The organism is Streptomyces sp. NPDC001717 (assembly GCF_042892775.1).
Lineage (GTDB): Bacteria > Actinomycetota > Actinomycetes > Streptomycetales > Streptomycetaceae > Streptomyces.
The window spans coordinates 101,173-117,932 of record NZ_JBIAUK010000018.1 but is presented as its reverse complement, the minus strand read 5'-3'; the positions used below and the strand labels follow the sequence as shown (position 1 = coordinate 117,932).

12 protein-coding genes are annotated in these 16,760 nt (G+C 66.2%); 6 read left to right on the top strand and 6 right to left on the bottom strand.

Features of this window, described 5'->3' with window-relative positions; all coding sequences use genetic code 11:
- Positions 1–331 precede the first annotated feature (331 nt).
- Together ACFYZL_RS25770 and ACFYZL_RS25765 are read left to right on the top strand one after the other, a co-directional pair.
- Positions 332–901 carry a hypothetical protein gene (locus ACFYZL_RS25770; protein ID WP_388682099.1) on the top strand — a complete coding sequence of 190 codons (570 nt, stop codon included), beginning with the start codon at positions 332–334 and terminating at the stop codon, positions 899–901.
- Between the two features lie 304 nt (positions 902–1,205).
- Positions 1,206–1,661, top strand: coding sequence for a recombinase family protein (locus ACFYZL_RS25765; RefSeq protein ID WP_388682096.1), 456 nt, complete (start codon positions 1,206–1,208; stop codon positions 1,659–1,661).
- Between the two features lie 184 nt (positions 1,662–1,845).
- On the opposite strand, the gene ACFYZL_RS25760 is transcribed toward ACFYZL_RS25765, so the two are convergent.
- From ACFYZL_RS25760 to ACFYZL_RS25750, 3 genes are all read right to left on the bottom strand, one after another.
- Positions 1,846–2,259: a hypothetical protein gene (locus ACFYZL_RS25760; RefSeq protein ID WP_388682093.1), complete on the bottom strand. Its 414-nt coding sequence runs from the start codon at positions 2,257–2,259 to the stop codon at positions 1,846–1,848.
- Positions 2,260–4,509: 2,250 nt separating this feature from the next.
- Positions 4,510–6,042 (bottom strand): hypothetical protein, encoded by a 1,533-nt coding sequence (locus ACFYZL_RS25755; protein WP_388682091.1) that lies wholly within the window; start codon positions 6,040–6,042, stop codon positions 4,510–4,512.
- A gap of 28 nt (positions 6,043–6,070) precedes the next feature.
- The gene (locus tag ACFYZL_RS25750) at positions 6,071–6,952 is read right to left on the bottom strand and encodes a hypothetical protein (protein ID WP_388682088.1); all 882 of its coding nucleotides are present in this window, start codon (positions 6,950–6,952) and stop codon (positions 6,071–6,073) included.
- A 1,397-nt stretch (positions 6,953–8,349) separates the two neighbouring features.
- Between ACFYZL_RS25750 and ACFYZL_RS25745 the strand changes: the two genes are divergently transcribed.
- From ACFYZL_RS25745 to ACFYZL_RS25735, 3 genes are all read left to right on the top strand, one after another.
- Entirely contained in the window at positions 8,350–10,566 is a 2,217-nt protein-coding gene (locus ACFYZL_RS25745; protein ID WP_388682085.1) for a RiPP maturation radical SAM C-methyltransferase, read from the top strand.
- 93 nt (positions 10,567–10,659) lie between these two features.
- A complete protein-coding gene (locus tag ACFYZL_RS25740; RefSeq protein ID WP_388682082.1) occupies positions 10,660–10,941 on the top strand; it encodes a hypothetical protein in 282 nt (93 codons plus the stop codon).
- 141 nt (positions 10,942–11,082) lie between these two features.
- Positions 11,083–12,378 (top strand): hypothetical protein, encoded by a 1,296-nt coding sequence (locus ACFYZL_RS25735; protein WP_388682079.1) that lies wholly within the window; start codon positions 11,083–11,085, stop codon positions 12,376–12,378.
- Positions 12,379–12,455: 77 nt separating this feature from the next.
- Here the strand turns inward: ACFYZL_RS25735 and ACFYZL_RS25730 are convergent, their stop codons facing one another.
- From ACFYZL_RS25730 to ACFYZL_RS25720, 3 genes are all read right to left on the bottom strand, one after another.
- Positions 12,456–13,286 carry a BTAD domain-containing putative transcriptional regulator gene (locus tag ACFYZL_RS25730; RefSeq protein WP_388682076.1) on the bottom strand — a complete coding sequence of 277 codons (831 nt, stop codon included), beginning with the start codon at positions 13,284–13,286 and terminating at the stop codon, positions 12,456–12,458.
- 29 nt (positions 13,287–13,315) lie between these two features.
- Entirely contained in the window at positions 13,316–14,380 is a 1,065-nt protein-coding gene (locus ACFYZL_RS25725; protein ID WP_388682073.1) for a ferritin-like protein, read from the bottom strand.
- Between the two features lie 67 nt (positions 14,381–14,447).
- A complete protein-coding gene (locus ACFYZL_RS25720) occupies positions 14,448–15,185 on the bottom strand; it encodes a BTAD domain-containing putative transcriptional regulator (protein WP_388682070.1) in 738 nt (245 codons plus the stop codon).
- Between the two features lie 522 nt (positions 15,186–15,707).
- Here ACFYZL_RS25720 and ACFYZL_RS25715 point away from each other — a divergent pair.
- On the top strand, positions 15,708–16,586 hold the full coding sequence (locus ACFYZL_RS25715) for a hypothetical protein (RefSeq protein WP_388682067.1): 879 nt from the start codon (positions 15,708–15,710) through the stop codon (positions 16,584–16,586).
- Positions 16,587–16,760: the final 174 nt, after the last annotated feature.

Below are 16,760 nucleotides of genomic sequence, written 5' to 3'. Positions count from 1 at the left end.
CCCAGGTCACTGAGCCCGCTCCCCGCGCACCCGGGGATGACCCCCAGAGCGGGACTGCGGCCAGCTGGCCGACGATCTGCTCCCCGCGCGCGGGGGATGAACCAGCGCCCGACGTCGATGTGGCCAACGTCAAGCTTTGCTCCGGCAGATCCGGCAATCGCGGTGGGTCCGGCCTTGTTGAGGAGACCGGGTCGGATGTGCCGAAGGTTTTACCGAGGTACGGGGCGGGAAGGGCCGCGAGAGGAATCGGGGGTGGGCCGTGCGTGTCAAGGTGGACTGCGACGACGTCGCCGAAGCGGAGTCGCTGACCGCGGATCTCGGCGATTGACTGGTGCAGGACCGGGGCGTGGGGATGCGCCTGACCGTGCGGCGGGTGCGTCCCGCACCTGTCCCCGGCTCCATGTCAGGAGAACTGGTCGACTGGCTGACCCTGGGCGTCTCCTCCGGCTTCTCGATCGCCGCGCTGGTCCAGAGCTACCGCTACTTCCGGGCGTCGTTGCCGCCGCGATTGCGAGCCGGAACGCGGTTGGTGGTCGAGCACGGCGGGGTACGTCTGGTCATCGAGGAAGGGACCGCGGAGGACGCCGCGCGCATCGCGCAGGCTCTCGCCGCGTTGGATGGCGCACAGCCTCCGGATGCGACACGGATCGCCGAACGATTGCGAGCCGCCCGCCCGGTGCTCGTGGACCTCACAGGAGACTTCACGGCGGCTGAGGCTGCCAACGGCTGGACGGACCGGGTGGACATCATCACTGCCCGCTCCGCCGACCGATCCCTCTCGGCCTCTGCCCTTCTCATCCGGCCCGATGGATACCTGGCGTGGGCCACGGACGACACGCCGGACTCGGCACGCCGCCACCTGCACCAGGCACTGACCACCTGGTTCGGCACGGCGAACTGAACCGGATCAACCAGGAGCAGCCGACCTTGGCGGTCAACGCCTGCTGTTGCGATAGGCCGATGGTTGGTGTCGAGAAACGAACGTCTGCCGACACTTGGCCGGCTGGTCATGAACCCGCAGGTGGCCAGTGTCGGCAATTCGCGCCGGAAATCAATGTCGGCAAACAGTGCGTCAGGTGGATTCCGAGACATACTCATCGGCTACGCCCGGGTCTCGACTTCCGACCAGAGTCCCGATCATCAGATCGACGCCCTGCTGCGGGCCGGCGAGCGGCGCGAAGGCGTCCCGGCCGAAGCTCGACCTCGTGTTCCAGTTGCTGCGCGAAGGCGACACGTTGAAGGTCACCCGGCTTGACCGGCTCTCCCGCTCGGTGCTGCACCTGGTGACCCTCGGCGCCGAGCTGCGTGAGCGCGGGATCGGCCTGCACGTGATCGAGCAGGGCATCGACACCGCCACCATGGAGGGTCGGGCGATGTTCGGGATGCTGTCGGTACTTGCCGAGCTCCAACGCGAGCTGATCGTGGCAAACATGATGGACGGCCTGGCCTCGGCCCGCGCCAGGGGCCGGGTCGGCGGACGCCGGCCGAAGCTCACTGCGGACCAGGCCGCGCTCGCCCAGCAGCTCTACGACGCACGCGAGAAGACTGTCCAGCAGATCGCCGACCTGTTCGGCGTGCCCCGCTCGACGGTGTACGGGCACCTGGACCGCGAGAAGACTGTGCCCCGCCAACCCAAGAAGACCGCGGCCACGAAGCACTGACCGCTAGTTTGCGGCTGGGGTCAAAGATAGGAGTCCGGGGCCCAGTAAATGCGTACACCTCGCCCCGGCGGCCAGAACGCCTCGCCGCAGGTCGCGAAGATCACCGTAGAGGCTCCGCCGCAGTAAATCCGGTATGCACTGCGGCAGCAAAAACGGACTGCCGTGTTTGCCTCTTCGGCAGCGGTCAGTTGTCCTTCCAGTGGTTGTAAGCCAAGGCGAGCGTGCTAGCGCCTTGCACCCCACTCCAGGTCACCTGTTGCCGCCCACCATGGACCTTCAAGAGGATCTCTCGGGCTTCCGTGGCCAGGTCTGTCGCGGTCACCATCGGGTAGGGGCATGAGGCGACTCCGCCGCGAAGCAGTTGAGCAAGGACTGAAGTGAGGGATGGCTTGTCGAACGCCATGCCCCGAGCATCTGACGCCGCGAGCACGAACCAGCGTTCCAGCTTCTGAGGAACTTGCGGAATGGCAGATCCCGCGAAGGCGGTGTCCACGATGAGGATCACCGTTCTGCTAGCGGACGCCTGGGCTGCCTGTGACAGGAGTTCCCCAACATCGAGCAAGCTTGTCGGGTCTTCATTGGTGTCGGCTAGCGGCACGAGCAGAGATCCTGTGTTCTGGGCTACGCCCCCATGCCCCGTGACATGCACTACGAGTAGTTCTGACTCGCTTGCGAACGCTTGGGCTAGAGCTTCCCGAGCCATCTCAAGTGTCGGGTTCAACAATCTGGTCAAGGACATCCATGGGGCCGCCACTGCCAAGGCCTCAGTCATTTCGGCGAAGTCTGAATCGACGCCCAGGAGAGGCGGGATGAGGTCGGGTCGACTGCCGCCTCCGCTACTTGCCAGGAGGAGGTAGGCACACTCTCGCCGCCTTGGCATTCGTAACCGATGAGGTGCTGCTGAGGAGGCAACACTTCGTGGCGCCGGTAACTCGCCTCCGCCATGTTGGGTGGGCGGAGCAGACATCTCACCGCCTCTGCGTACCGCAGCAGAGAGCTCAGATTCGACGGTGGCCCAAGCCCGCTGCCACATGAGCGAGTACTCTCTGCGGGCTTTGTCGGGTACCGGGATTCTGGTTTCCTCGGCATAGCACCGGCAAGCCTCGACGAACGCGATGACTACCTCCAGCCGAGGAAGCCGTCGGCCCCGTACTGCGTCTGATGCAGTAGATCGAGGCAAGTGCACCCCGGCCTTTCGCGCGTAGGTCTCCAGGGCTTTGAACGAGGGCTGCCCAACGTCGCGCTGGAGCTGACGAAGGTCGGACACGAAGGTTTCAACCGGATCCCCACCTGGCCCCACGAACTGCTCCCTTCCCTCTGTCCTTCAACGACGCCGACTAGCCGAAACCGTCCGAGCGTGGCCGACGGTAACCGCGAACGGCCGAGCCTGTCCGAGACTACAGACACGCTGACCTGGGCTGTTGTCGAATCCGAGTATCGGAGTCCTCAACGAGGGGAGAAGCCCAATGGGGCGGGAAAAGGGCCAGAGCAGCACCGTTCGGCGGCTTGGCCGTGCCGCAATGTTCAGCGCAGTACGAGGACTGGCGTCGGCGGCCGGAGCTGCGGTTCTGGGTTGGGTCACCTGGTGGATCCAGATCCGCTGAAACGGGTGGCGCGGGGTGATCATGGTGGCGAGTGTCGGCAGATGATGTCGTCTGCCGACACTCGCGCGCGGACGCCCACCTGCTCGGACCTGATCAGGCGGCCCTGCCAAGGCTGGCCGCAGTCAAATCCTGGTCGCAGAGCGGTGAAGTCGACGTCGAGCTTCGGTTCGGATGCCTCGGGTTCGATGCCAAGCTCGTGGGTGGAGTACTCGCCGAACCGCTTGATGTGCTCGGTCAGGTACGGCGAAATGTGAGCCAGGTCCTCGGGTCGATCTCCCAGCCCTCCTCCAGCAGCTGGCGGACGATCTCGGCGATGTACGGACGGGCCTGGAGCTCATGCCCCCGTTGTTCAGCCCTTTGGGGAGGAACGGTCCGGGTTTTGGCGGTAGACAGGTGACCGCGGTACCGGTTCGGTGGCTCGCGCTGTTTGGCTTGTTCAGCAGCCCTACGTTCCGACTCATGCCACTTGATGTCCTGCCCGATGGCCAGGTCTCCCGTTCGGCTGGTTCGCTGCCGGGCCCACCCCGGGCGAGCACTCATCCGTGCAGTAGCCGGCGACGGGGTAGGTGTTGCGGGCCAGCCGCTTGGAAGGGCAGCCGGACAGAGATCGTGCCGTCTGGGGCTTTGGGTGGAATGCCGGATTCTGTGAAAGTGGTCGAGAGGAGCCTGCAGCCCGGCTAGAGTCCCAGGTCACAAAGCCTGCTCCCCGCGCACGGGGGGATGACCCCGCGGACAGCGAGAAGATGACCGCCCCAGGCGCCTGCTCCCCGCGCACGCGGGGATGGTCCCGATGCTCTCGACATCCTCGCGGAGTTCCTGTCCTGCTACCTGTACGCAGGGATGACCCCGTCGCCGCAATCCGGCGTCGCGGCGCGCAGCGTGATTACGACGGCCCCTGCGGGTTCGCACACAGCTACCACGAAGGTCTCCTGTACCCCGGCGTCTGTACCGCCGCGAGTAACCGCCCGAGGCACACCCGTGGGTTTTCGACTTCCTCGCCGGCGAGCGCCGTGAAGAGCCTGACATCCCGTGGTCTCGGTCTGACAGCTGGCCCGTCATCGATCGCCCGGCGACGAACAGGATGAGGGCAACCCTGGCCTGGCACGCCGGCCCGGGCCGGCCCACCGGCCCCGCCCCCTGGGCCGGCCCAGCCGGCGGCGGACTCCGTCGGGGCCCTCTCACAGGAGCTCACGGCTGTTCCCATAAGCGGGTTCGCCGGTATCGGGCGCACCGACTGGCCCCGGTCAGGGGCGGCCGATCGTCGAGAGGACCGGGTCCGTCGGTTCCACCGCCATGTACGTCTCGGCCGTGGCGGCCTCGAGGAGGCCGGACTCGCGGGGGTCGGCCAGTGCCACCGGCAGCGGCTCGCCCGTGAGGCGGCCGGCCCCGGGAGACTCGTCGGCTTCCCGGAAGCCCCGGATCACCTGCTCGCGTACGAAGGCCCGGTGCTCGTCCTCCCGCTCGTAGTAGTTCTGGCGGGTGCGTCGCGCGTACTGCTCGCGTGCCTCGTCCTGGTCCGGCGGCCAGGGCCCGCGCGCGGCGTCGACGGCGTCGGGGGCATCGGGAATGTCGGACTGCGCGCGGTGCAGGGCCGCACAGGCGGAGAACACGCGGCGGGACAGGCCGAGGTGGATGCCGGTACCCGGTATGCGGCCCGCGACGAAGGCGGCGGCGTCCGCGCGCGGCGCCAGTCCCTCCTCGGTGCTCACGCCCTCCGCCCGCAGCCGGCGGCGCAGCTCGACACTGGGCTCGTCGCGTTCCAGGAGCGTCAGGGAGCCGTTGCCGTGGCGCGCCCTGCCTCCCCGGTCGCGGCTCATCGGGACGAGGCGCAGGTTCTCCACGGCGCCGAAGGCGAGGGCCTGGTACGTCATCAGCTGCTGCCGGGTGACGGCCATCAGCGCGTCGAGGTCGTCCGCGACGTACTCCTCGGCGTCTCCCTCCGGACCGTCGGCGGGGGCGGGCGCATCAGTCTCACCATCGTCGGGATCCGGGAACCGGGCGGTGTGCACGGCCAGGAAGAGGTGTTCCTCCTCCCACTTGTCGTCCTTGCGCCCGGGGAGCGACGTACCGCACAGGACCTGCCGGTGCCGCATGCCGGACATGAGCGCGCTGCCGCCGTCCAGCTGTACCTTGCCGTTCTTCAGTGCGTCGGCGCCGAGGGTGCGGGCCGCCTTGGCCTCGATGAGCCAGGGCATTCCCGAAGTGCGGTGGTTGCCCCACAGGTCGGGCAGTTTGGAGTTCGGGTCGGTGAAGCCGGGTAGCCCGCCCGGACCCTGGGCCTCGATGTGCCAGGTCCTGCCCAGGCCGGCCATTCCGGCGCACAGCCAGTGGGCCATGGTCATGCCCAGGTGGTAGCCGAAGGCGGAGTGGGCGCTGCGTTCGCTGCCGTACTCGTAGAGGGCGTTGACGAACAGCCTGCGTCCCGCGGCGTGCCCGGGCGCGGTGACGTCCTTGAGCCGCAGGTAGGCCTGGAGCGGTGCGACGCGTGAGACGAGTTCGTTCACGGCCAGCCAGGGGGTCCTGCGCAGCCACGGGGTCAGGTCGCGCCCCACGCCCTTGGCCGCGAGCAGGATCTGCCGCCAGGTCGTGGTCGCCAGGTAGTTCCCGTACGGCGGTACGTCGGTCACCCCCGGCCACGGCGCGGTGGCGTCCTGCCAGAGCGTGGCGGCGGGTCGCCGCAGCGGGGGTGCGAAGTCGCGGACCACGACGGGTATGTCGAGGGCGTCGGCGGGCCGGAACGCGAAGTCCGCGGCGCTCTTCGGGGGCTGCATGATCACGCCGACAGCGTGCCACGCCGCGTGCCCTTCAGGCGTCGGCGGGGTCGTCGGTCTCGGTGGTCTCGGTGGGTTCTGCGGGGCAGAACTGTTCGAGGAGCAGGGGTGTGCCGAGGGCGAGGGTGACCAGGCGGCGGTGGGCGGCTTCGAGGGTGCGGCGGGCGGCGGGGAGGCCGGCGGGGGGTGCGGGGCGGCCCGCGCGGGGGCGGCCGGGGGCGGTGGTGACCCAGAGCTGGTGGACGTCGCCGCCTTGAAGGGCTTTGCGGTGGCCGGCGGTGAGGGTGTGGTGGGTGCCGTGCCAGCGGGCGAGGGCGTGGCGGCTGACGGTGTCGAGGGGGTACCAGGCTCCGGCGACGCGGGTGTGGGGGAGGGGGTGGTCGAGCTGGAGGTCGTCGAGGGTCATGGGGTGGAGGCGGGCGAGGCCGTGGCCGGTGGTGACGGCGAGGGCGATGAGGGCGGTGGTGCGTTCCCAGGTGGCGGCGAGGATGCCGTCGGGCTGGTGGGCGGTGAGGAGTTTGAGGGTGCGGTGGGCTTCGGTGGGGGACAGGCGCGGGGCGAACTCGGGTTTGGGGACGGTGAGGGCGAGGGGGTGGCCTGCGTGGGCGGAGAAGGTGTTGAGGGTGCTGGTGCGGGCGGCCATGGAGTTGGCGGAGGCGGGGGCGGCCGGTCCGCGCAGGCTGTTGCGCCGGCGGGTCTCGCCGCGGGCGGCGGCCAGGAGCCAGGCTTCGGCGTGGGCGGGGTCGAGGAGGTCGGCGAGGGTGAGGTCGGCCGCGGGGCGGTCTCGGGCGGTGGCGAGGTGGGCGGCGTACTCCTGGAGGTAGGTGCCGCGCAGGCGGCGCGTGGCCTCGCCGGGGAGGCCGTCGAGGAAAGCGGCGATGGCCGCGAGGGCGGAGCGGCCGGGTGTGCGGCTCATCGGGAACCTCCCAGGTTCGAAACCGTCCGGTCAGAATAAGAGCAAGAAGCGCACACGGCCCACCCTCCCCGTCACAGCTGGCCTATCGTTTCGGTTCGTGTCGAGCCGACTCGGAACGTGCAGAATCAAAACGTACTGTGCGGACCCCTGGCTCCGGGAGACGCGCTCGGCCTCAGCCAGCCCATGAGAACAGGGTTTAGCTGTTTGCTCTTATTTCATTAGACTGCCTAGCCGCCCGCGACCTGCTTCCCCAACCCCGAGAACTCGATCACCTCGATCGCCCAGCTCCTCGGCGCCAGCCCGGGCGCCCTCTACAACCACATCCCCGACCTCCAGGAGCTCCGCACCTCGGGCCGCGTTCCGACGCTCACCGGCGGCTGACCGCTCCCGCTACTGGCCGTTCCGATCCTCCCCGGAGGCCTGGCAGTGTGGGGAGTTGCAGGGCGCGGTGGGCTCGAGCGGGTCCCTTTCGGTGCCTGTCGGGTGCCTGTCGTGGAGGTTCGTGCCGCCGGCTTGGCCGGTGGGAGATCAGCGAGGGGCGGGGTGGCAGCTGGAGCCGAGCGTGATGCTCCTCCGAGCCGGCGGGTGCGGTCTTCGTCCCTGGCTTGCTCCCGTTGGCGTTCGGCGTCCGTGCGGCAGACGAGGGAACAGTAGATTTGACGGACTGTTCTGAGCGAATCGAAGGTGCCGTCGCAGGCGGGGCAGATGCGTGTCTCACGGGCTTCCTGGCTGGTGGAAGAGGTGATGCGGCACACCTCCGAGCAGTAGATCCGTCGGAGGGCGGCGCTCGTGCCCACCTGCAAGGAGAGCAACCGACAGCGCGGGCCCGTCCGGCAGGTCTGCTCCTCCTGCCACTGAGTTCGTGACCTGGCGCCTGGTGGGTGACGACGGTGAAGACCGATTCGCAGACGGGGCACCGGCGGGCCATCTCGGATTCGACGCCCGTGACGCGAGGGTGGTCAGGAGCACGGTGGGTACGCAGCCCCAGCCTTGCACTGGGCTGCATGGTGACCCCCAGAGCCACGACAGTAGGAGCCGCCGCACGTCACACCGCGTCAGGCCTGCTGGGTTTACCCCTGGTTCGGCGGGACGCAGCCGCCACGTGCCGCCGTCTGTACACGGGTTGGGCCGTCCCGCAGCATCGAACGAGCGAAGGCTTTGGAGGCACGGCGAGCCCGGCATAGACAGTGACTCGCCTCGGACTGGGGCGAGACATATGGATGCATGTAGCTACCAGATATCCTGAGAAAACAGCGATCGTACATAATTGCACATTTGTCGAGTTGCCCGGCACCCCGCCCGGGGCTAGCGTATTGAAAGACCCCCACTATAGAGCTGCGGCGCGGCATGCCAGCCGACGCCGGAAGATGCTGCGAGCTTGAATCGTGGTGAATCGAATGGATGCCCAAGGCGACCCGTTGGCTTTGCAGTACAGTCTCTTTTCCATTGCGAGCGGAGTGGCTCGCGAACGGAAATTCGACATGCTCACGCAACCGATGGACCTGAATTTCGCCGAAGAAGGACTCAGCGCCAAAATTCGGTCCTACGCCCTTGCCATGCCGCAGAAGGACCTGGCCGAGCTCCAGGTCAAACTTGCGGCTGCCTATCTGATGGAACTCGATCGCCGGCTCAATGCGGAGGTCGGCCGCGCCGCACCAGGCGGGGACGCCGGAATCATCCGCGCTCATCTACACGACGTGAACGGCAAGGGCCCCGGCAGCGCGGATCCGCCGCCGCGAGTGGCGTTGGTGAGCATGCCGTGGATGGCACCGGCCATGCCGTCCATCCAGCTGGCGACCCTCGATGCCGCACTGAGACAGAACGGTATCGCCTGTGACCGGCACGAGCTCTTTCTCGACTACGCGGCGAGCATCGGGATCGAACTCTACAAGATAATCGGAAACACGCTGCCCTTCATTGCCGAATGGATATTCTCCCGTCAGTACTTCGGCCCGGAAATGGGCGACTACCTGCACGGGTTCAGAGCCGCGCACCCGAATAGCGGAATGCTCTCCGACGGCGTCGAGCAGGAAGTCCTGGATGTGCTGGGGCCAGTAACCGAGCGATTTCTGCACAACTGCTTGGAGAGCATTGACTGGAGCCAGTACAGAGTGATCGGTTTCTCACTCACGATCTCCCAAGTGGCGTCCTCGCTGGCACTGGCGCGCCTCATCAAACAGCGCCACCCCTCCGTGCAAATAGTCTTCGGAGGCGCCTGCTGCGCAGGAGTCATGGGAGAGGCGATTCTGAAGATCTCGCCCTACGTGGATGCCGTGGTCCACATTGAGGGTGAAGCCATCTTCCCCGAAATCGTCAGAAGAGTCGAATCTGGAAAGAGCCTGGAAGGCCTCGACGGAGTGAGCCGCCGGGAGGGCGCCGAAGTGGTGGCGAACTCCGGCTCCACCACGCACCTGTACCGAGGTCGGCACGAGCGACCCTATCTGAACTACGACCCCTACTTTTCCCGCCTTGCTCGTCTTGGCCTGACCGACCGTATTCAAGTTTGGATCCCCTTCGAAGGAAGCCGCGGCTGCTGGTGGGGCGAGAAAGTGCAATGCGCGTTCTGCGGTCTGCACGAGATCATGAAATTCCGCAGTTGGGGCCCTGACGATGTCCTGGAGGAGCTTGACCATCTGTATGACCGCCATGGCATCTCCAGATTCTTCGCCGTCGATCTGATTCTTCCCAAGGAGTTCTACAGTACGCTGCTTCGCAGTCTGGCAGACCGTGGACGGGACTGGATGATCTTTTACGAGGTCAAGGCAGACATGTCCCGCGACGAGGCAGAGATGTTGGCAGCCTCCGGAATTCGATGGATCCAGCCGGGAATTGAAAGCCTTGACCACGACCTGCTACGGCTCATCAGAAAGGGAACCTGGCCGACCCACAATATTCAGCTCCTCCGATGGTGCGAGGAACTGGGTATCAAGGCAAGCTGGAACCTGCTGACCGGAATACCTGGATCCACGCTTCCCATGTACGAGCGCATGGTGAGCCGTATGCCACTGTTCTTCCATCTCATGGCGCCCCGAGGGTGCGGGGAGGTCCAACTTCATCGGTTCAGCCCGTACTTCGACGATCCAGAATCCTACGGTATCCGGAACTGCGGACCGCACCCCCTGTACCGGTCCGTTTTCCCTATCGCCGAACGCGACCTAGCCGACCTGGTGTACCTGCACGAATTCGAGCCACTGACCGCCGGCCCGCCATCCGAGGCGCAGGACGCCGTTCAGGCCACCGTCGACGCATGGCTGACAGCCAACGATCGACGCGCTGCCCTCGATTTCTTTCCCAATGATGACGGGTCGGCAGTCATCAGCGACACCCGATTGTCCGCCGAACCGACCCATTACACACTCACCGACAGCGAAGCAGCCCTCTACCTTTATCTCGACACCGCACGCGTTCAACGGAATCTTGCGGAGGAATTCTCCCGGTTTGACGAGGCATGCTTCAGGCGCATCGGCGGCGTTGAAGAAATTCAAAAACTGCTGCACCGCTGGATCGAAAATGGTTTGGTCTACGTGGACCGGGGTCGCGTGCTGGCACTTGCCGTGGACGGAAAGCGAAGAGCTAAGCACGAGAGTGTCGCAGCCGAAATCCCTTATCTCTAGCCATCTGAACTGTTGGCCAAGGTCGGTCAAGCTTGCAGCCGAATCGGCCACACAAGCGATGGGAACACTCACGCAATACAAGGAGACGGAGACATGAACCAACCGCTGGATAAGGACCTGGCAGAGCGCCAGAAGCTGGCCGCACGCGAAATCGAGAGTGTCGTCAACAGCTTCCGCGACAACCCCGATGTGTGGCGGGAAATCCGGGAGCAGGTGGTCAACGCGAAGGACGATGAAGAGAGAGTGAAACTCCTCGTCGACTTCGCGACCTCGGAGGGGGCACTGTCTCGGCTTGCCCCAAAGACGGACGTCGGCCCTGTGGCAGCAACACCAACGGTCACGACGGTCACCGTCACCACGGTGACAACCGTGTAGCAATCGCCGCAGCTCTCCCATTTTCTGTGGCGCCGGATCGGTGCCCCACGCCCTCACCTGCCGGTGAACGACTGGGGCACCATTCGGTGCACTGAAGGGGCGGCTGATACTGGACAGCGATGTGGAACGGGAAGGTCAGTGATGAAAGATCATGTAACTTCGCCTGTCGACAGTGATCTGCTGCCCAGTCCCTCCGACTACTCCCCCGGGCTCAGATGCGTTACCGATGAAGGCCTCTGGTATTACGCCGATTGTGGACCGGTCGAACGGCAGGGCTGGAAGTTGTATGTCTCCTTCACGCCGTTCAACGCTCGAATCGTACTCGGCAGGATCATTCCCGTTTTGGTACGGTACGGAATTCCGTTCAAGTATCTCAGGCGGTTGAACGACGTCAACAGGTTGAACTCGGGAATTTTGGGATACTCGCAGATCGGAAAGTGTTTGGTGTGCTATGTGGCCGAGGCCAATCACGCACTGATCCGGGATCTCTTCGCTGCCTGTTCCAGCCTGGGCGATGCCGCGCCGGCAGTCCCCTTTGCTCGGAAGATCCGAGACGGCATCCCGATGTACTACCGGTACGGAGCGTATCGAGGATCGAAACTCCTCATCGGCGGATCCATGCGCGCGGACGAGCGCGGGAACTATCGACAGGCCGTGCCGGAAGGCATTCACGATTGGCTCCAGGATTACGCCCACCCGGCACCTGAAGACGCCGGATTTAGATCGTTCCTGCTCAACTATCCGGCGTTCTGCGCGCTCCACCAACAGGGAAAGTCCGGAATATTTCGCGCTTTGAATATCAGGAGCGAGTCCTATGCCGAGGTGATATTGAAGATCGGATATCGGAACGGTGCACTACAGCGGGACGGCGCCGACGGCCGCACGTTCCTCCGCAACGAGATCCGCGTGTACACAGCGCTCAGAGCGAATAACCTCGACGAGGTTGCGCCGGCCGTGGTCGACTTCTTCGACGACGGCGAGCGGGTCGCCTTGGTGTTGGAGCGAATTTATGGAGAAGACCTGCTCAGCCTCAGATTGGCCGGAAGTCTCACACCAGCAGATGTCCGGCAGGCGTGGGACATATTGGACCGCCTCCACCAGGCTGGATTCGTGGTAGGGGATGCCAAAATTGGAAATTTCCTGCGCGATCGGGCCGGTCAGGTCTTTATCTTGGATTTTGAGAGCGGCGCAACCCCTCTGCAGGACCCGGCAGACCAGCACAAACTCCAGACCTTCCGCGTGTCGACCCCTGAGAAATGCAACGATCAAGTTTACGACAAGCTGCATTTCCTGACTTCGGTCATGTTCGACTATCGGCAAGACGGTGTATCCGTCAATGAGGCCCGGCCGGTCGACCTGCGCAGCTACCTCTGTGATCAACCGCGGGACGAGATCGAGCGCTGGGCCGGCGCGCGTATCTCCGAACTCCTGCAGTGAGATGTGTCGTTGCTACTGACTCAACTCTTCCCCACCCCCGGGAGCGAGTCAGGGCATCGGTGCGACCGCAATCCCCTTTACTGGGGCGCAGGTTCGTCCGCTCCTACGGGCGATCGAGGCGCGGCCGTCCGGAAAGGTACGGCCGCACTCGTCACCACGGGGCACCGTGTGTGCCGGCCCGCGGCGCCCGACTGGAGCTGGCGAGCGAACAGGGCCGAGGGCGGTACCCCGAGCTCGTCGTCCAGCATGCGCCAGAAGGCCACGTAGTGCCGTACCGCCTCCTGCATGTTGCCCTCCGCCAGGTGCGCGGCAACGACCGCGCGGTGCGCGCTCTCCCGCAGGGGTTCCGTTCGTACGCTCGTCAGGGCCGCCTCCAGCGCCAGCGCGTGTTGTCCCTCCCGGGCCAGGCCGTGAGCCAGCGCATCGAGGGCGTGTAGACGCAACTGCCGCAGCCGTTCACGTTCCAGGAGCACCCAGTCGTCGTCCCAGCCGGGCAGCAGCTCCCCGTCGCCGAACAGGACCGCCGGCACCGGTTCGGAGCCCCCTGCCCCCGGGTCCTGCACCACGCGCAGCGCCGTATCGGCGAGCACACGGGCGTCCACGGTCACGGAATCCGTGATCGCGACCGTGTTCCTGGAGCAGGTGACCGGCGCCCGTTCGCCCCGGGGCAGCTTGCACAGGGCGCTGCGCAGGCTGCCCCGGGCATGCGCCTCGGTTGCGTTCGGCCACAGCGTTCCCGCGAGGACCGTCCGGCTGACGCACGAACGCAATCCGACGAGGGCCAGCAGACGTTGCGCGTTCGGACACAGGTCCACGGCGTCGGCGCCGTACGCGAGCCGGAACTGGCCCAGCAGCCGCAGGTGGGGGAAAGCAGAGGGGGGTGATTCCGCGCGGTGCGTGCGATCCATGGTCCCTCTCAGAACTTGATGGGGGCGCTTCATGAAGCCGTGTAGCGGAACTCCGGTCCGTAGTTTTTGCCACTGCCGTCGGGCAGGGCGAGCTTCATCAGCTTCTGGGCGGGGGAGCGAAGCTTGCGCATCTCGCTGATCGCGTCGTCGAGGCGGTCAGCGGCCACGTCCGGATGGTCCGGGTCTGCCGGCTGCCAGCTCTGCTCGAGGAGTCGCAGCATCTCGCTGTAGGCGCGGTTGACCTTGTCCAGGAGTGTGATCACCTCGGGCGCCGGCGCGGTGGGTCCCGTCCGCGGCCAGCCTCCTTCCGGCACGACCCCCATCGGGAAGGTGGGGAAGTCCCACTTGTCCGGAGGCAGGGGTGGGTTGATCAGCCCGTGCGCACGGAGGACCTTCCGGAACGCGTAGTGGTGGGCGAGCTCGCCCGACCCCGTCTCGTTCGGGAACGGATTCTCGGGTGACGCGGATGTTCCCTCACCCTGCTCCTTGATGACCGTGATGGCCGACTTGACGTCGTCGAGCGTCTCGAGTTTCACGAGGCTGTTGCCCGAGCCGTGGAACTCCATGTCCCGGATCACCTGCCGGTGTCCGGTGATCAGCTCCGGTTGAGCGCACAGGGCGTTCAGGATCGCGGTGTAGAAGGCGCCGATGGACGTGAAGGAGGCCGGAACCGCCAGGGGGAGCGGATGATCGGGCTGCTCTATGCTCGCGTACATCTCGACCGCGTACGTGGTCAGCCCGCTCAGGAAGACCGTCAGTTCGGGCCGTACGCCACCGGGCAATGGGCCGGGGTACTTCGGCACCAGCGTCTCGTCGGCGAGGCGGGGGCTGCCTCCGACTGTGGTGAGCAGGTTGCAGGCGATCCCGAGGTGCGACATCTCGTCGAACACGATCGTACGCAGGGTACGCAGGACCGGATTCTGGCTCGTGTCGTTGATCGACCACATGCCGCACAGGTATGGCGGGAGGGTCGCGAGTTCCAACAGGACCGCCTGCTGAAGTGCGTCCCTCACCCACTCGGCGTCATGCTCCTCCGCCGGCCGTTGCATCAACTCGACGATTCGGTTGCTCTGGGCATACTGAACGACGTTCACGGCCATGCTCCTCCGGACGGCACGAGTCCCCTACCATCGATGCTGGGGCCTTGCCGTCACCGCACCGTCATCGCGACCGCGCCACGCACCGCCGTTCGAGTGGGATCATCTGCCTGAACTGGGCGGATGGCTCAGCCCCGAGCTCCGTGCGCAGCAGGTGACGGAAGGCCTCGTAGTGGCGAAGGGCTTCGACCAGATTGCCCTCGGCGAGATGCGTCGCGACGACCGACCGGTGCGGCCTTTCGCGGAGCGGGTCGATGCGGATGCTCGCCAGCGCAGCCTCCAAGGCGAGGGCAGGCAGACACTGCCGGGTTAGTCTGTCCGACAGGGTGTCGAGCGCGTGCAGGCGCAGCCGGCGCAGCCATTCCCGTTCGAGGAGGACCCAGTCCTCGTCCCAGTCGGGCAGCAGATCGCCCTTTCCCAGAAGGCTCATCAGGACGGGGTCGACGTGCGGCGGCCCGCAGCCCCGGACCACGTCGAGCGAGGTCCGGGCGAGAATGCGGGCGTCCACGACGACGTCGTCGACGAGAGCGAGTGACTCCTGGGTACAGCGCAGGAGCTTCTGGGCCCCGCACGGCAGCTTCCACAAAGTGGTCCGCAGGCTTCCGCGGGCGTGTGCCTCGGTGGCATCGGGCCACAGAGTCCGGGCGACGAGGCAGCGTTGGGCCCGCCGCCGGAGCCCTATGAAGGCCAGGAGCCGCTGGGCATTGCCGCAGACCGGCACGGGTTCCCCCTGGCACTCCAGGCGGAACCGGTCGAGCAGCAGCAAGGTGGAGTGCCGTTGGGGTGAGGGGGAGAGATTCATCTGCCGTCCCTGCACGCAGTTCGCGAGACATTCGTCCCGCTTTCCACCGCCACATCATAGGGCGGGGGCCTGCGTTGGGCCCGTCGTCGCGGCGGCGTTCGCCCGTCTGTGAACCCGAAGCGCCGACGTGCGGGCGATTGCGGAGGAGAGCACGATGGTCAGAGGGGAGCACACGGGTGTGCGGGGAGGGAAAGCCGCCTCGGAGCGCTCCTCCTGACGCCCGGAAGGAATGGTCGGCCGTGACAAGAGAGCCGCGACACCAGACCCCGCGGGACGAAGTCCGCAGGCCCGCCCACCGGATGAGGCTTCCCGGTTTCATCGAGAACGAGATCGGCCTCGGCGACGTGGTGAAGTACGCGACCCGGACGGTGGGCATCAGACCGTGCGGCGAATGTGAGGAACGGGCCCGGAGGCTGAACCACTGGATGACATTCACTGGTCGGCGGGACGGCAGCACAGGCTGAGCCGACCGGGCGCGTGCGCGCCCCGGCCGCGGCCTCCCGCCGCAGTTCAGGAGCTGCTATGGATGCCGAAGACGTCAAGGACACCGCCAAGGGCCCGGTGAACAAAGAAGGGTGCGGTTGCGGGGCCGGGCGCGACGAGCCGTCCGCACGGACCGCACCGGCACCCCCCTCCTTCGTCTACGCGATCGGCCGGGTCTCCTTTTATTTCCCCGACGTCGGCGTGGAGAAGGAACTGGCGCAGAGCATGAGGCGTACCGACACGGCGTGGATGACGGACCGTGAGGCGCTCTGCGAGGTGCTCACCCAGCCGGGGAACCGCTATCTGGCCCGGCAGCTGTGCTACGTGCTCTCGATACAGGGCGTGGACACCTACGTCCTGGTTCCGCGGGATCCGGACGACTTCGCCCTGCTGGCCGAAGCCGTCCGGCCCTCGCACCAAGGGGACGCCATCGACGTGGTCATCGGGGTACGGGGCGGGCTCGCGCACCCGGGCCACTGCGGTGGGCTGCAGCTGCCGGTGGTCACCATCGACCAGCTGTACTCCGCCAGCGTCTCCCACCTCGTACAGGCCATCGAGAGACCCGAGTCCATGGATGCGGAGCAGTTCGACAAGGCGGCGGGGGACCTGCTGAACACCGTCCTGAACGTGTCGGGAAACGTGGGCGCCTCGGACGAGCATCGCGCGCTCACCTATTTGATGGTCCGCTACCCCGTTATCTACCGGAAGACGTTCGCGCAGTCCATGGACGGCTTCTCCCTCACGTCGATCGATGTGAGGCGGTCCAACCTGAGCGGTGCCCGCCAGATCATGGACGTCGTCTTCACCTACTCCAGCCGCAAGACGGACGAGGTGGAGAAGTACTCCGTGCCGGTTGACGTAACCAATGAGTTCCCGTTCCCGACCGGTCCGCTGGGCACCTTCTACGACCACGGATGAGGAGGCTCACGGTGACACGGACAAACCCGAACATCCCAGGATTCCACGACGACCTGCCCGACTGCAGGGAAGCATGGCCGAACGGCATGCAGATCACGTACTGCCCGAAGGAATGCGGGGCCGAGTGCCGGATCCACTGCGAGGACGCCCGGAATCAAGGGGAATGCAGGAGGA

Coding starts and splice junctions, on each gene's coding strand:
- ACFYZL_RS25750 (WP_388682088.1), bottom strand. CDS start 6,952: ATGAGCCGCACACCCGGCCGCTCCGCCCTCGCGGCCATCGCCGCTTTC.
- ACFYZL_RS25745 (WP_388682085.1), top strand. CDS start 8,350: ATGGATGCCCAAGGCGACCCGTTGGCTTTGCAGTACAGTCTCTTTTCC.
- ACFYZL_RS25740 (WP_388682082.1), top strand. CDS start 10,660: ATGAACCAACCGCTGGATAAGGACCTGGCAGAGCGCCAGAAGCTGGCC.
- ACFYZL_RS25735 (WP_388682079.1), top strand. CDS start 11,083: ATGAAAGATCATGTAACTTCGCCTGTCGACAGTGATCTGCTGCCCAGT.
- ACFYZL_RS25730 (WP_388682076.1), bottom strand. CDS start 13,286: ATGGATCGCACGCACCGCGCGGAATCACCCCCCTCTGCTTTCCCCCAC.
- ACFYZL_RS25720 (WP_388682070.1), bottom strand. CDS start 15,185: ATGAATCTCTCCCCCTCACCCCAACGGCACTCCACCTTGCTGCTGCTC.
- ACFYZL_RS25715 (WP_388682067.1), top strand. CDS start 15,708: ATGGATGCCGAAGACGTCAAGGACACCGCCAAGGGCCCGGTGAACAAA.